The following is a 14,697-nucleotide window of genomic DNA, read 5'->3' as shown; positions in this document are numbered from 1 at the left end:
AGCACTCGACCAGGTTGAGGGTCAGGCCTGCGGGAGCCGCTTGTGGATGTCCTCGCTCATGCGCACGACCGAGAGGTAGAACTCGAGGGTCATGCGGATGACCGCGAGGTAGATGACGACGAAGATCGGCCCGAGGATCAGCGCCCCGAGCCCGGCGCCGGCGCTGTTGGCGAAGCCGGCGAAGACGAAGATCAGCCAGGTCGCCACGAGCGCCACCGTCGCCAGCAGGTAGACGAACCGCACGAGGATCGGCGTCACGAAGTTGGTGAAGCTGAAGTCGAACAAGGCGGTGAAGAATCCCGCGCCCTCCTTGGCGGGGTCGGGGATGCTCGACATCCCGCTCGGGCCGCCCGACGGTGCGCCGACGGGCGACACCGGCGGCGGGGGAGGGGGCGGCGTGCTGCCGGCGCCCGGCGCCGGGGAGGGCGGGACGCTGCTGGGGGGCGGGCTGCCCTGGGGGGCGCCCTGCGGGACGCCAGGGCTGCTCGGGATCGGCGTGGTGGGGTCCCCACCGGCCGGCCGGTTGAAGGACGGTTGCTCGGGCGGGTTCTGGTCGGACATGGCTTCCCTCTCGGCAGGAGACGTCGACAGATCTCTCGTGTGTGCCCATGCTAGGGCGCGGCCCTTCCCACGGCCCCGGGTCCGCGCGCGCCGCGAGGGCATCGGCGCAGGTCAGCGAGGTTGCGGGCGGGTCCGGGCGGCGTGTCGCGACGCGCCTGGAGTGGCCCGGGTCTTGACGTGCGCCCCGCGGGGGGCCATATTCGTCGCGTTCGCACCGCGAGCTCCCGGTCCAGGGGGCGTGGCAGGTCAGTCGAGGGCGTCCGTCTCGTTTCGAGACCGGACGGGCTCTCGGACGGGGACCTCCGCTCCTTGACCCGGCTGGACACTCCTGCCCTTTGTGGGTAGGCTAGGCCTTTGCGCTGCCCATGCCCACCTCTCGCGACCTCGGTCAGGCCACTCACCATGCCACGCGGCATCCGGTCTGACCTCGGGACCCGCGAGCGGAGCCATGCGGCAACGCGGATCTGAAGATTCGAAAAAGGCCCGTGGAAGGACCCTCCTTGGCTGCCTCGCGTACTGCGACGAACATGTCCACCGCACAGACCCCTTCGGGGCGTCTGTCCTTCGCGAAGATTCGCGAACCACTCGAGGTCCCCGACCTCCTGGCGCTTCAGACGGAGAGCTTCGACTGGCTGCTCGGCAACGAGCGCTGGCAGGCTCGCGTCGCCGCGGCCAAGGCCGAGGGACGCACCGACGTCCCCGACCGGTCCGGGCTCGAGGAGATCTTCGAGGAGATCTCCCCGATCGAGGACTTCAGCGGCTCGATGTCGCTGTCGTTCCGCGACCACCGCTTCGAGGAGACCCGCAAGACGATCGAGTCGTGCAAGGAGCGCGACCAGACGTACGACGCACCCCTCTTCGTCACCGCCGAGTTCATGAACGCCCAGACGGGTGAGATCAAGAGCCAGACGGTCTTCATGGGTGACTTCCCGCTCATGACCGAGCGCGGCACCTTCATCATCAACGGCACCGAGCGTGTCGTCGTCAGCCAGCTCGTCCGCAGCCCGGGCGTCTACTTCGAGCGCACGCCCGACAAGACGTCCGACAAGGACATCTACACGGCCAAGATCATCCCGAGCCGCGGTGCCTGGCTCGAGTTCGAGATCGACAAGCGCGACATGGTCGGCGTCCGCGTCGACCGCAAGCGCAAGCAGTCGGTCACGGTGCTCCTCAAGGCCCTCGGCTGGACCGAGGCCCAGATCCTCGAGGAGTTCGGCGAGTTCGAGTCGATGCGCCTCACCCTGGAGAAGGACCACACCCAGGGCCAGGACGACGCGCTGCTCGACATCTACCGCAAGCTGCGCCCGGGCGAGCCGCCGACCAAGGAGGCCGCGCAGACCCTGCTCGACAACCTCTACTTCAACGGCAAGCGCTACGACCTCGCCAAGGTCGGCCGCTACAAGGTGAACAAGAAGCTCGGTCTCGACGCCTCGATCAACGACTCGACCCTGTCGATCGACGACATCGTCAAGACGATCAAGTTCATCGTCACGCTGCACGACGGCCAGGACTCGATGAAGGGCACGAAGAACGGCGAGGAGATCGACGTCCGCGTCGAGGTCGACGACATCGACCACTTCGGCAACCGTCGCCTCCGCTCCGTCGGCGAGCTCATCCAGAACCAGGTCCGCACCGGCCTGTCCCGCATGGAGCGCGTCGTCCGCGAGCGCATGACCACGCAGGACGTCGAGGCGATCACCCCGCAGACCCTGATCAACATCCGCCCCGTGGTGGCCTCGATCAAGGAGTTCTTCGGCACGTCGCAGCTCTCGCAGTTCATGGACCAGAACAACCCGCTCGCGGGTCTGACGCACAAGCGTCGCCTGTCCGCGCTCGGCCCGGGTGGTATCTCCCGTGACCGTGCCCAGATGGAGGTCCGTGACGTCCACCCGTCGCACTACGGCCGCATGTGCCCGATCGAGACCCCGGAAGGCCCGAACATCGGCCTCATCGGCTCGCTCGCGTCCTACGGTCGCATCAACGCGTTCGGCTTCATCGAGACGCCGTACCGCAAGGTGCGTGACGGTCACGTCACCGACGAGATCGACTACCTGTCCGCCGACGAGGAGGACCGCTACGTCGTCGCCCAGGCCAACGCGCCGCTCGACAAGCAGAACAACTTCACCGAGGACCGCGTGCTCGTGCGCACCAAGGGTGGAGAGGTCGAGCTCGTCCCCGGCGACGAGGTCGACTACATGGACGTCTCGCCGCGCCAGATGGTCTCGGCCGCGACCGCGATGATCCCGTTCCTCGAGCACGACGACGCCAACCGTGCCCTCATGGGCGCCAACATGCAGCGTCAGGCCGTCCCGCTCGTCAAGAGCGAGGCGCCGATCGTCGGCACCGGCATGGAGTTCCGCGCCGCCCTCGACTCGGGCGACGTCGTCCGCGCCGAGAAGGCCGGCGTCGTGCAGGAGGTGTCGGCCGACCTCGTCACCGTCGCCAACGACGACGGCACCTACCAGACGTACCGCATCGCCAAGTTCGCGCGCTCCAACCAAGGCACGAGCTACAACCAGGTGGTCGTCGTCAACGAGGGTGACCGTCTCGAGGCCGGCGGCGTCATCGCCGACGGTCCCGCCACCGAGGGTGGCGAGATGGCGCTCGGGCGCAACCTGCTCGTCGCGTTCATGTCGTGGGAGGGCCACAACTACGAGGACGCGATCATCCTCAGCCAGCGCCTGGTCCAGGACGACGTCCTCTCCTCGATCCACATCGAGGAGCACGAGGTCGACGCCCGTGACACCAAGCTCGGCCCCGAGGAGATCACCCGGGACATCCCGAACGTCTCCGAGGAGGTCCTGGCCGACCTCGACGAGCGCGGCATCATCCGCGTCGGCGCCGAGGTCCGCGACGGCGACCTGCTCGTCGGCAAGGTCACGCCCAAGGGTGAGACCGAGCTGACGCCGGAGGAGCGCCTGCTGCGCGCCATCTTCGGTGAGAAGGCCCGCGAGGTCCGCGACACGAGCCTCAAGGTGCCCCACGGCGAGACCGGCACGGTCATCGGCGTCAAGGAGTTCCGCGCCGACCTGGGCGACGACCTGCCGCCCGGCGTCAACCAGCTCGTCCGCGTCTACGTGGCCAACAAGCGCAAGATCACCGACGGTGACAAGCTCGCCGGCCGCCACGGCAACAAGGGTGTCATCTCCAAGATCCTCCCGGTCGAGGACATGCCCTTCCTCGAGGACGGCACGCCGGTCGACGTCGTGCTCAACCCGCACGGTGTGCCGCGACGGATGAACCTCGGCCAGATCCTCGAGCTGCACCTCGGCTGGGCCGCCTCGCGCGGCTGGAAGATCGAGGGCAACCCGGAGTGGGCCAAGGAGATCGCGCCCGACGCGCACGAGGCCCCCGCGGGCTCGCGCGTGGCGACGCCGGTCTTCGACGGTGCCTCCGAGGACGTGGTCACGGGTCTGCTCGACTCGACGCTCAAGACGCGCGACGGGGTCCGCCTCATCGACGCCTCGGGCAAGACGCGCCTGTTCGACGGCCGCTCCGGCGAGCCGTTCCCCGAGCCGGTGGCCGTCGGCTACATGTACATCCTCAAGCTCCACCACCTCGTCGACGACAAGATCCACGCTCGCTCCACGGGTCCCTACTCGATGATCACCCAGCAGCCGCTCGGCGGTAAGGCCCAGTTCGGTGGCCAGCGCTTCGGTGAGATGGAGGTCTGGGCCCTCGAGGCGTACGGCGCCGCCTACACGCTCCAGGAGCTGCTGACGATCAAGTCGGACGACGTTCCCGGTCGCGTGAAGGTCTACGAGGCCATCGTCAAGGGCGAGAACATCCCCGACTCGGGCATCCCGGAGTCGTTCAAGGTCCTCCTCAAGGAGATGCAGTCGCTGTGTCTCAACGTCGAGGTCCTGAGCTCCGACGGCACGACGATCGAGATGAAGGAGTCCGACGAGGAGGTCTTCCGCGCGGCGGAGGAGCTCGGCATCGACCTGAGCCGGCGTGAGCCGTCCAGCGTCGAAGAGGTCTGAGAAGGCCCCCTAACGACAAGCGGTGCGTATGCCGCTCGGCCCGCTGAGCGGCATACGCACCCTCGTCAACGAACACCACTCAGACCAAAGACTTAACGAGAGTTACGAGAGAAGGAACCACGTGCTCGACGTCAACTTCTTCGACGAGCTGCGCATCGGCCTTGCCACTGCGGAGTCCATCCGCCAGTGGAGCCACGGCGAGGTCAAGAAGCCCGAGACCATCAACTACCGCACGCTCAAGCCCGAGAAGGAGGGCCTGTTCTGCGAGCGCATCTTCGGCCCCACCCGGGACTGGGAGTGCAACTGCGGCAAGTACAAGCGCGTCCGCTTCAAGGGCATCATCTGTGAGCGCTGTGGCGTCGAGGTCACGCGCGCCAAGGTGCGTCGTGAGCGGATGGGCCACATCGAGCTCGCCGCCCCCGTCACCCACATCTGGTACTTCAAGGGTGTCCCGAGCCGCCTCGGCTACCTGCTCGACCTCGCCCCGAAGGACCTCGAGAAGGTCATCTACTTCGCGGCCTACATGATCACGTCCGTCGACGAGGACCAGCGTCACGCTGACCTGCCGTCGCTCGAGGCGCAGATCCAGGTCGAGAAGAAGGAGATCGAGAACCGCCGCGACGCCGACGTCGAGTCCCGTGCGCAGCTGCTCGAGCGCAACGTGGCCGAGCTCGAGGCCGAGGGTGCCAAGGCCGACGCGAAGCGCAAGGTCCGCGACCAGGCCGAGCGCGAGATGAACAACATCCGCAAGCGTGCCGACCAGCAGGTCGAGCGCCTCGAGCAGGTCTGGGACCGCTTCAAGAACCTCAAGGTCCAGGACCTCGAGGGCGACGAGATCCTCTACCGCGAGATGCGTGACCGCTTCGGTCTGTACTTCGAGGGCGGGATGGGCGCCGCGGCGATCCAGAAGCGCCTCGAGTCCTTCGACCTCGACGCCGAGGCTGACCTCCTCCAGGAGATCATCGCCACCGGCAAGGGCCAGAAGAAGACCCGTGCGATCAAGCGCCTCAAGGTCGTCAACGCCTTCCAGATGACGACGAACCACCCGTCGGGCATGGTCCTCGACGCGATCCCGGTCATCCCGCCGGACCTGCGCCCGATGGTGCAGCTCGACGGTGGCCGCTTCGCGACCTCGGACCTCAACGACCTCTACCGTCGCGTCATCAACCGCAACAACCGCCTGAAGCGCCTCCTCGACCTCGGTGCGCCCGAGATCATCGTCAACAACGAGAAGCGCATGCTCCAGGAGGCCGTCGACAGCCTCTTCGACAACGGCCGTCGTGGTCGCCCGGTCACGGGTCCCGGCAACCGTCCGCTCAAGTCGCTGTCCGACATGCTCAAGGGCAAGCAGGGTCGTTTCCGCCAGAACCTGCTCGGCAAGCGCGTCGACTACTCCGGCCGTTCGGTCATCGTCGTCGGCCCGCAGCTGAAGCTGCACCAGTGCGGTCTGCCCAAGCAGATGGCGCTCGAGCTGTTCAAGCCGTTCGTGATGAAGCGCCTGGTCGACCTCGACCACGCGCAGAACATCAAGTCGGCCAAGCGCATGGTCGAGCGTGCCCGTCCGGTCGTGTGGGACGTCCTCGAAGAGGTCATCACCGAGCACCCCGTGCTGCTCAACCGTGCGCCCACGCTGCACCGTCTCGGCATCCAGGCGTTCGAGCCGCAGCTCGTCGAGGGCAAGGCCATCCAGATCCACCCGCTCGTCTGCTCGGCCTTCAACGCCGACTTCGACGGTGACCAGATGGCCGTCCACGTGCCGCTGTCGGCAGAGGCGCAGGCCGAGGCCCGCATCCTCATGCTGTCGAGCAACAACATCCTCAAGCCGGCTGACGGTCGCCCCGTGACCATGCCGACCCAGGACATGATCACCGGCATCTATCACCTGACCGACGCGGTCGACGGTGGTGGCCCCGGCGCGGGTCGCGCGTTCTCGTCCCCCTCGGAGGCCCGCATGGCCTTCGACCGTGGCGAGATCCTGCTCGGCTCGGCGATCAAGCTGCGCCTGACGGACGCGGTGCCCCCGGCCGGCTTCGAGCTGCCCGAGGGTGTCGAGGCCGGCGAGGACGGCATCGTCAAGAGCATCACGCTCGAGACGACGCTCGGCCGCGCCATCTTCAACGACACGCTGCCGCTCGACTACCCGTTCGAGAACCGCCCGGTCGACCGCAAGCGGCTCTCGGCGATCGTCAACGACCTCGCGGAGCGCTACTCCAAGGTCCAGGTCGCCGCGTCCCTCGACGCCCTGAAGGAGGCCGGTTTCCACTGGTCGACCCGCTCGGGCTGCACCGTCGCGATCTCCGACGTCACCACGCCGGACAACAAGACGAACATCCTCGAGGGCTACGAGACCAAGGCCGCCAAGGTCCAGACGCAGTACGAGCGCGGTCTGATCACCGACGACGAGCGTCGCCAGGAGCTCGTCGAGATCTGGACCCAGGCGTCCAACCAGGTCGCCAAGGAGATGGAGACCAACTTCCCGCGCACGAACCCCATCTACCGGATGGTGTCCTCGGGTGCTGGTGGTAACTGGTTCCAGATCCGTCAGATCGCCGGCATGCGAGGCCTGATGGCCAACCCGAAGGGCGAGATCATCCCGCGCCCGATCAAGGCGAACTTCCGTGAGGGCCTCACGGTGCTCGAGTTCTTCATCTCGACGCACGGTGCCCGTAAGGGTCTGGCCGACACGGCGCTTCGTACCGCCGACTCGGGCTACCTCACGCGTCGTCTCGTCGACGTGTCGCAGGACGTCATCATCCGTGAGGACGACTGTGGCACCGAGCGTGGCCTCAAGCTGCCGATCGCCCAGGTCAACGAGACCACGGGCACGCGTGCGCCGAGCGAGGTCGTCGAGGCCTCGGTCTACGCCCGCACGCTGGCCGAGGACGTCGTCGTCGACGGCGAGACCCTCGCCGTGGCCGGCATCGACCTCGGTGACGTCGTCATCGACGCGCTCTACGCGGCCGGTGTCGACGAGGTGCGGATCCGTTCGGTCCTCACCTGCGACAGCAAGGTCGGCACCTGTGCCGCCTGCTACGGCCGTTCGCTCGCGACGGGCAAGCTCGTCGACATCGGCGAGGCCGTCGGCATCATCGCGGCCCAGTCGATCGGTGAGCCCGGCACGCAGCTGACGATGCGTACCTTCCACACCGGTGGTGCGGCCGCGGCCGACGACATCACCCAGGGTCTGCCGCGTGTCGTCGAGCTGTTCGAGGCCCGCACGCCCAAGGGTGTCGCTCCCATCGCCGAGGCCACCGGCCGCGTCGAGATCGAGGACACCGACAAGGCGCGCCGGATCCTGCTCACGCCGGACGACGGCTCCGAGCAGCACGCCTACCCGGTGAGCAAGCGCTCGCGCCTCGTCGTCGCCGACGGCGACCACGTCGAGGTCGGCACCAAGCTGGTCCAGGGCGCGATCGACCCCAAGCAGGTCCTTCGCATCCTCGGCCCGCGCGCTGCGCAGAAGCACCTGGTGGACGAGGTCCAGCGCGTGTACCGCCAGCAGGGTGTGTCGATCCACGACAAGCACATCGAGGTCATCGTGCGCCAGATGCTGCGTCGCGTGACGATCATCGAGGCCGGCGACGCCGACCTGCTGCCCGGCGAGCTCGCCGAGCGTGGTCGCTTCGAGGACGAGAACCGTCGCGTCATGGCCGAGGGTGGCCGTCCGGCCGCCGGACGTCCCGAGCTCATGGGCATCACCAAGGCCTCGCTCGCGACCGAGTCGTGGCTGTCGGCCGCGTCCTTCCAGGAGACGACCCGCGTGCTCACGCAGGCCGCCATGGAGGCCAAGTCCGACCCGCTGCTCGGCCTCAAGGAGAACGTCATCCTCGGAAAGCTCATCCCTGCCGGCACGGGCCTGCCCCGCTACCGGAACGTCAAGGTGGAGCCGACCGAGGAGGCCAAGGCCGCGATGTACTCGCTGCCGAGCTACGACGCCTACGACTACGCAGGCTTCGGTTCGGGCACGGGCGAGGCCATCCGCCTCGACGACGAGGCTCTCGGTCTCGACCAGTTCTGAGCGGGCCATCGGCCGCCGCGTGAGCGGCGGCCGGTGACCACCTCTCGTGCACCACGTATGCCGCTGGGCCGGCTTCCCGACAGGGGAGCCGGCCCAGCGGCGTTCCGGCACGTCCCCCGCCGCCTCGGGTCGCTCGAGGGCGTGCGAGGACCTCTGTGCGCCTCGGTAGGGTGGTCGCATGACCGAGCCCACGGCCGCCGTGCCGAACGCGCCAGAGCCCGACGAGCTCGCCGCCACCGCCCCCACCACTGCTGACGAGTCCGCCGCGTCGGTGGCGCCTACTGCAGCCGACGGGGGAGAGCCGGCCGACAGCGGCCCCACGCCCGCGATCATCGTGCTCACGGAGGAGGCGCTCAAGCCGGTCGACGTCGACAAGATCATCGCGCTGCACGAGGAGGAGTCGCCCACCTACCGCGTGCTCGTGCCGGCCGACACCGACCGCAACCTGCTCAGCTCCTTCCTCAACCACCTGAGCCTCTTCGAGATGCGCGAGGCCCTCGAGTCCCTGCGCCCCGTCGATCGGGTCGAGGCGCACGCCGACGCCGACACGGCCCTGTCCCGGACCCTCGCCGAGTTCGAGAGCCACTCCGTCGTGGCCACGGGCGAGATCACGGCCGACGACCCCATGCCGACGCTCGTCGAGGAGGTCGCCCGGCTCGGGGCCCAGGAGGTCGTCGTCGTGACCGAGCCGCACGCCGTCGAGGACACCTTCCACACCGACTGGGCCTCGCGCGCCCGTGAGGCCCTCGGCGTGCCCGTGCTGCACATGTACGCCGGCGACTGGCGTCTGGGCTGACACGAGCCCGTCACCGAGGTGGTGGGCCGCGCGAGTCGCCCGGGGGAGCCGGCTCCGCGAGCTCGCCACACTGCATACCGCATCGGAGCCGTCAGGGCCGGTCACACCGATTTGGTCGGCGTGCCGCGCCCCGGTACGCTTGAACACTGTGTCTGAGGCACGCACTCAGGCATGCGCGATGACGGCCTCGGTGCCCTGTCCGCCCGCTCCTCGCGGACGTGACATCACTGCGGTCCAGAGCACACCTTCCGCCGGGCAATCCTTCCTTCCGACCGCCTTCCGGCAGCCGGGACGGAGGGGGAGTGCAGGGGGAAGAACCGGTTCCGACACGCCCGACCTCGGGGGTCGAGGAGCCGAACAGCCAAGGAGGCGTCCTCCCGGACGCCTGACAACGAGCAACGTTATGGAGTAACCAGGTTGCCTACCATCAACCAGCTGGTCCGCAAGGGCCGCCAGGACAAGGCCAGCAAGGCCAAGACCCCGGCGCTCAAGGGCTCGCCCCAGCGCCGCGGTGTGTGCACCCGCGTGTACACCACCACCCCCAAGAAGCCGAACTCTGCCCTGCGCAAGGTCGCCCGTGTGCGCCTCAGCTCCGGCATCGAGGTCACGGCCTACATCCCCGGCGTCGGCCACAACCTGCAGGAGCACTCGATCGTGCTCGTCCGCGGTGGTCGTGTGAAGGACCTCCCGGGTGTGCGTTACAAGATCGTCCGCGGCACGCTCGACACCCAGGGTGTCAAGAACCGCAAGCAGGCTCGTAGCCGTTACGGCGCGAAGAAGGAGAAGAGCTGATGCCTCGTAAGGGACCCGCTCCGAAGCGCCCACTCGTCGTCGACCCGGTCTACTCCAGCCCGCTCGTCACGCAGCTCGTCAACAAGATCCTCCTGGACGGCAAGAAGTCGATCGCCGAGACGATCGTCTACGGCGCCCTCGAGGGCTGCCGCCAGAAGACCGGCACCGACCCCGTCGCCACGCTCAAGCGTGCGCTCGACAACGTCAAGCCGGCCATGGAGGTCAAGAGCCGTCGCGTCGGTGGCGCGACCTACCAGGTGCCGATCGAGGTCAAGCCGAACCGCTCGACCACGCTCGCCCTGCGCTGGCTCGTCGGCTACTCGCGGCAGCGTCGCGAGAAGACGATGACCGAGCGCCTCATGAACGAGATCCTCGACGCGAGCAACGGCCTCGGTGCCGCTGTCAAGCGCCGCGAGGACACGCACAAGATGGCCGAGTCCAACAAGGCCTTCGCGCACTACCGCTGGTGACCCAGCGGTCCGGTCGGTATGCCGGGGAGCTCGCTCCACGGCATACCGCCGGGCACGCGCCCGCCCGTCACGAGACGTGGCCCCCGGCGCCCCTAGATTTCACCCCACGACGAATGAGACGAGAAACCTGACGTGGCACTCGACGTCCTGACGGACCTCAAGAAGGTCCGCAACATCGGCATCATGGCGCACATCGACGCTGGCAAGACCACGGTGACGGAGCGCATCCTCTTCTACACCGGTGTCAACCACAAGATCGGTGAGACCCACGACGGTGCGTCGACGACCGACTGGATGGAGCAGGAGAAGGAGCGCGGCATCACGATCACGTCTGCCGCCGTGACCTCCTTCTGGGAAGGCACCCAGGTCAACATCATCGACACCCCCGGGCACGTCGACTTCACGGTCGAGGTGGAGCGCTCGCTGCGCGTCCTCGACGGTGCCGTCGCGGTGTTCGACGGCAAGGAGGGTGTCGAGCCCCAGTCCGAGACGGTGTGGCGCCAGGCCGACAAGTACGACGTGCCCCGCATCTGCTTCGTCAACAAGATGGACAAGCTCGGCGCGGACTTCTACTTCACCGTGCAGACGATCAAGGACCGCCTCGGTGCGGAGCCCCTCGTCATGCAGCTCCCGATCGGTGCCGAGAACGACTTCCTCGGTGTCATCGACCTCGTCTACATGCGTGCCCTCGTGTGGCCCGGCGACGCCAAGGGCGACGTGACCATGGGTGCCAAGTACGAGATCGCCGAGATCCCGGCGGACCTGCAGGCCAAGGCCGAGGAGTACCGCATGGCACTCGTCGAGCGCGTCGCCGAGTCCGACGACGAGCTCATGGAGAAGTACCTCGGTGGCGAGGAGCTGACCCCGGAGGAGATCAAGGGCGGCATCCGCAAGCTCACGGTCAACTCCGAGCTCTACCCGGTCTTCTGTGGCTCCGCGTTCAAGAACCGCGGCGTGCAGCCGATGCTCGACGCCGTCGTGGACTACCTCCCGTCGCCGCTCGACGTGCCCCCGATGATCGGCCACAAGCCCGGCGACGAGACCGTCGAGCTGACGCGTGCGCCCAGCAAGGACGAGCCGTTCTCGGCGCTCGCCTTCAAGGTCGCCACGCACCCGTTCTTCGGCACGCTGACCTTCATCCGCGTCTACTCGGGCCACATCAGCTCGGGCACGAGCGTCATCAACTCGACCAAGGGCCGCAAGGAGCGCATCGGGAAGCTCTTCCAGATGCACGCCAACAAGGAGAACCCCGTCGAGGAGGCCATGGCCGGCCACATCTACGCGGCCATCGGCCTTAAGGACACGACGACCGGTGACACCCTGTCGGACATCGACGAGCAGATCGTGCTCGAGTCGATGACCTTCCCGGACCCCGTCATCCAGGTCGCCATCGAGCCCAAGACCAAGGGTGACCAGGAGAAGCTCGGCACGGCCATCCAGAAGCTCTCGGCCGAGGACCCGACCTTCCAGGTCCACCACGACGAGGACACCGGCCAGACGATCATCGCCGGCATGGGTGAGCTGCACCTCGACATCCTGGTCGACCGCATGAAGCGCGAGTTCAAGGTCGAGGCCAACGTCGGCAAGCCGCAGGTGGCCTACCGCGAGACGATCCGTCGTCCCGTCCTCAAGTACGACTACACGCACAAGAAGCAGACCGGTGGCTCTGGCCAGTTCGCCAAGGTCCAGGTCAGCTTCGAGCCGCTGGGTGAGACCGAGGACGGCTCGATGTACGAGTTCGTCAACGCCGTCACCGGTGGTCGCGTGCCGCGTGAGTACATCCCGTCGGTCGACGCCGGTATCCAGGACGCGATGCAGTACGGCGTGCTCGCCGGCTACCCGCTCGTGGGCATCAAGGCGACGCTCAACGACGGTGCGTACCACGACGTCGACTCCTCGGAGATGGCGTTCAAGATCGCCGGCTCGATGGTCCTCAAGGAGGCCATCAAGAAGGCGGACCCGGTCCTGCTCGAGCCGATGATGGCCGTCGAGGTGCGTACGCCCGAGGACTACATGGGCGACGTCATCGGTGACATCAACTCTCGCCGTGGCCAGATCCAGGGCATGGAGGACATCAGCGGCGCCAAGGTCGTCAAGGGCCTCGTCCCGCTGTCCGAGATGTTCGGCTACGTCGGCGACCTGCGCTCCAAGACGCAGGGTCGCGCGAGCTTCTCCATGGAGTTCGACTCCTACGCAGAGGTCCCCAAGGCCGTTGCCGAGGAGATCATCAAGAAGACCCGCGGGGAGTGACTGCGGGACATCCCGTAGTCTCTTCCATCGGAAACCACCCCATCGCGCCACGTCCTGCCCTGGTCGTACGGCGTAACACAAGAAAGTCCTGAGGAGGACCACAGTGGCGAAGGCAAAGTTCGAGCGGACCAAGCCGCACGTCAACATCGGCACCATCGGTCACATCGACCACGGCAAGACGACGCTGACGGCTGCGATTTCCAAGGTTCTGCACGACAAGTACCCCGACCTGAACCCCCAGTTCGCGTTCGAGGACATCGACAAGGCTCCCGAGGAGCGCCAGCGCGGTATCACGATCTCGATCGCGCACATCGAGTACCAGACGGAGGGTCGTCACTACGCCCACGTCGACTGCCCGGGCCACGCTGACTACGTGAAGAACATGATCACGGGTGCGGCTCAGATGGACGGCGCGATCCTCGTGGTCGCCGCCACCGACGGCCCCATGCCGCAGACGAAGGAGCACGTCCTCCTGGCCCGCCAGGTCGGCGTCCCCTACATCGTCGTGGCGCTCAACAAGGCCGACATGGTCGACGACGAGGAGATCCTCGAGCTCGTCGAGATGGAGGTCCGTGAGCTCCTGTCGCAGTACGAGTTCCCGGGCGACGACCTTCCCGTCGTGCAGGTCTCGGCGCTCAAGGCGCTCGAGGGCGACGAGAAGTGGGGCCAGTCGGTCCTCGACCTCATGGACGCCGTCGACAACTCCATCCCGGAGCCCGAGCGCGACGTCGACAAGCCGTTCCTCATGCCCGTCGAGGACGTCTTCACGATCACCGGTCGTGGCACCGTCGTCACCGGTCGTATCGAGCGCGGCATCCTCAAGGTCAACGAGGAGATCGAGATCGTCGGCATCCACACCGGTCCGCCGGCCAAGACGACCGTCACGGGCGTCGAGATGTTCCGCAAGCTGCTCGACGAGGGTCGCGCCGGTGAGAACGTCGGTCTGCTCCTTCGTGGCACCAAGCGCGAGGACGTCGAGCGCGGGCAGGTCATCTGCAAGCCGGGCTCGATCACCCCGCACACGGACTTCGAGGCTCAGGTCTACATCCTCTCGAAGGACGAGGGCGGCCGTCACACGCCGTTCTACGACAACTACCGTCCGCAGTTCTACTTCCGTACGACGGACGTGACGGGTGTCGTGCACCTGCCCGAGGGCACCGAGATGGTCATGCCCGGTGACAACACCGACATGACGGTCGAGCTCATCCAGCCGATCGCCATGGAGGACGGCCTCAAGTTCGCCATCCGTGAGGGTGGCCGCACGGTCGGCGCCGGTCGCGTCACGAAGATCATCAAGTGATCTGACGCTGCACCTGCAGCACTGCTTCATCGGTAGGGCCCGTTCCGCTTCGGCGGGGCGGGCCCTTCCGCATACCTCCACCACGACGCCCGCTGTCATCCGAGGTCGTCACGGGACGTGCGACGCGGGTCGCGGCGAGAGCGTCGGCGGCCGGTCCCAGCCGCACGAGTCCTTTCGTATGCCGGGTGGCCGCCTCCGATGCCGCTCCCCACGTCACCCGCCCCGCTCCTCGGGCTCGTATGCCGGTGGCGTCGTCGGCGAAGCACGGCTCCTTCGATCCGAGGTCGGGCATGCCCTGGTGAAGGAGGCCAAGGGGGACATCGAGATCCGGCGGTGGTCGTCACGGTTCGGGCCGGCGAAGGTCATCGGCTTCGAGGACGCGGACGGCGGGTTCGTCGCGGTCGAGGCGCGGGTGCAACGGAGTGGGCGGGTCGTGCTGCTGTTCGTGGCAGGTCCGCGCCAGGGGGAGGCCGAGCGCGTGCTGCGCGGCGTGCTGGGGAGCCTAGCCACCGCCTGAGGTGGCCCGT

General features: G+C 67.5%; 9 protein-coding genes. 8 read left to right on the top strand and 1 reads right to left on the bottom strand.

Translation table 11 applies throughout. The features are described from left to right. Positions 1-21: 21 nt before the first annotated feature. Entirely contained in the window at positions 22-561 is a 540-nt protein-coding gene (locus tag U5C87_RS21440; protein WP_330474421.1) for a DUF4282 domain-containing protein, read from the bottom strand. A 500-nt stretch (positions 562-1,061) separates the two neighbouring features. Here U5C87_RS21440 and rpoB point away from each other — a divergent pair, with 500 nt between their 5' ends. The 8 genes from rpoB to U5C87_RS21400 all read left to right on the top strand — a co-directional run bounded on the left by rpoB (position 1,062) and on the right by U5C87_RS21400 (position 14,687). Next, positions 1,062-4,544, top strand: coding sequence for a DNA-directed RNA polymerase subunit beta (rpoB, locus tag U5C87_RS21435; RefSeq protein ID WP_443082084.1), 3,483 nt, complete (start codon positions 1,062-1,064; stop codon positions 4,542-4,544). Between the two features lie 121 nt (positions 4,545-4,665). Continuing rightward, complete coding sequence (locus U5C87_RS21430) at positions 4,666-8,562, top strand: DNA-directed RNA polymerase subunit beta' (RefSeq protein WP_147066091.1); 3,897 nt, start codon at positions 4,666-4,668, stop codon at positions 8,560-8,562. A 178-nt stretch (positions 8,563-8,740) separates the two neighbouring features. Beyond that, positions 8,741-9,358: a hypothetical protein gene (locus U5C87_RS21425; RefSeq protein ID WP_330474419.1), complete on the top strand. Its 618-nt coding sequence runs from the start codon at positions 8,741-8,743 to the stop codon at positions 9,356-9,358. A gap of 417 nt (positions 9,359-9,775) precedes the next feature. Next, a complete protein-coding gene (rpsL, locus tag U5C87_RS21420) occupies positions 9,776-10,150 on the top strand; it encodes a 30S ribosomal protein S12 (protein ID WP_020143255.1) in 375 nt (124 codons plus the stop codon). Next, entirely contained in the window at positions 10,150-10,620 is a 471-nt protein-coding gene (gene rpsG / locus U5C87_RS21415; protein ID WP_030194180.1) for a 30S ribosomal protein S7, read from the top strand. Before rpsL ends, rpsG begins: the two co-directional genes overlap by 1 nt. 132 nt (positions 10,621-10,752) lie before the next feature. After that, positions 10,753-12,870, top strand: a complete 2,118-nt coding sequence (gene fusA, locus U5C87_RS21410; RefSeq protein ID WP_330474418.1) for an elongation factor G — start codon at positions 10,753-10,755, stop codon at positions 12,868-12,870. 103 nt (positions 12,871-12,973) lie between these two features. Then, positions 12,974-14,170, top strand: coding sequence for an elongation factor Tu (tuf, locus tag U5C87_RS21405; RefSeq protein WP_020143252.1), 1,197 nt, complete (start codon positions 12,974-12,976; stop codon positions 14,168-14,170). 298 nt (positions 14,171-14,468) lie between these two features. Beyond that, on the top strand, positions 14,469-14,687 hold the full coding sequence (locus tag U5C87_RS21400) for a hypothetical protein (RefSeq protein ID WP_330474417.1): 219 nt from the start codon (positions 14,469-14,471) through the stop codon (positions 14,685-14,687). Positions 14,688-14,697 lie beyond the last annotated feature (10 nt).

Origin of the sequence: Terrabacter sp. C0L_2 (assembly GCF_036352015.1) — a bacterium.
Taxonomy (GTDB): Bacteria; Actinomycetota; Actinomycetes; order Actinomycetales; family Dermatophilaceae; genus Terrabacter; species Terrabacter tumescens.
This window is presented reverse-complemented; position numbering and strand designations above follow the sequence as displayed.

What these genes read in the sequence shown, in the direction of transcription:
- U5C87_RS21440 (WP_330474421.1), bottom strand. Translation starts at nt 561, where the DNA reads ATGTCCGACCAGAACCCGCCCGAGCAACCGTCCTTCAACCGGCCGGCC.
- U5C87_RS21425 (WP_330474419.1), top strand. Translation starts at nt 8,741, where the DNA reads ATGACCGAGCCCACGGCCGCCGTGCCGAACGCGCCAGAGCCCGACGAG.
- rpsG (WP_030194180.1), top strand. Translation starts at nt 10,150, where the DNA reads ATGCCTCGTAAGGGACCCGCTCCGAAGCGCCCACTCGTCGTCGACCCG.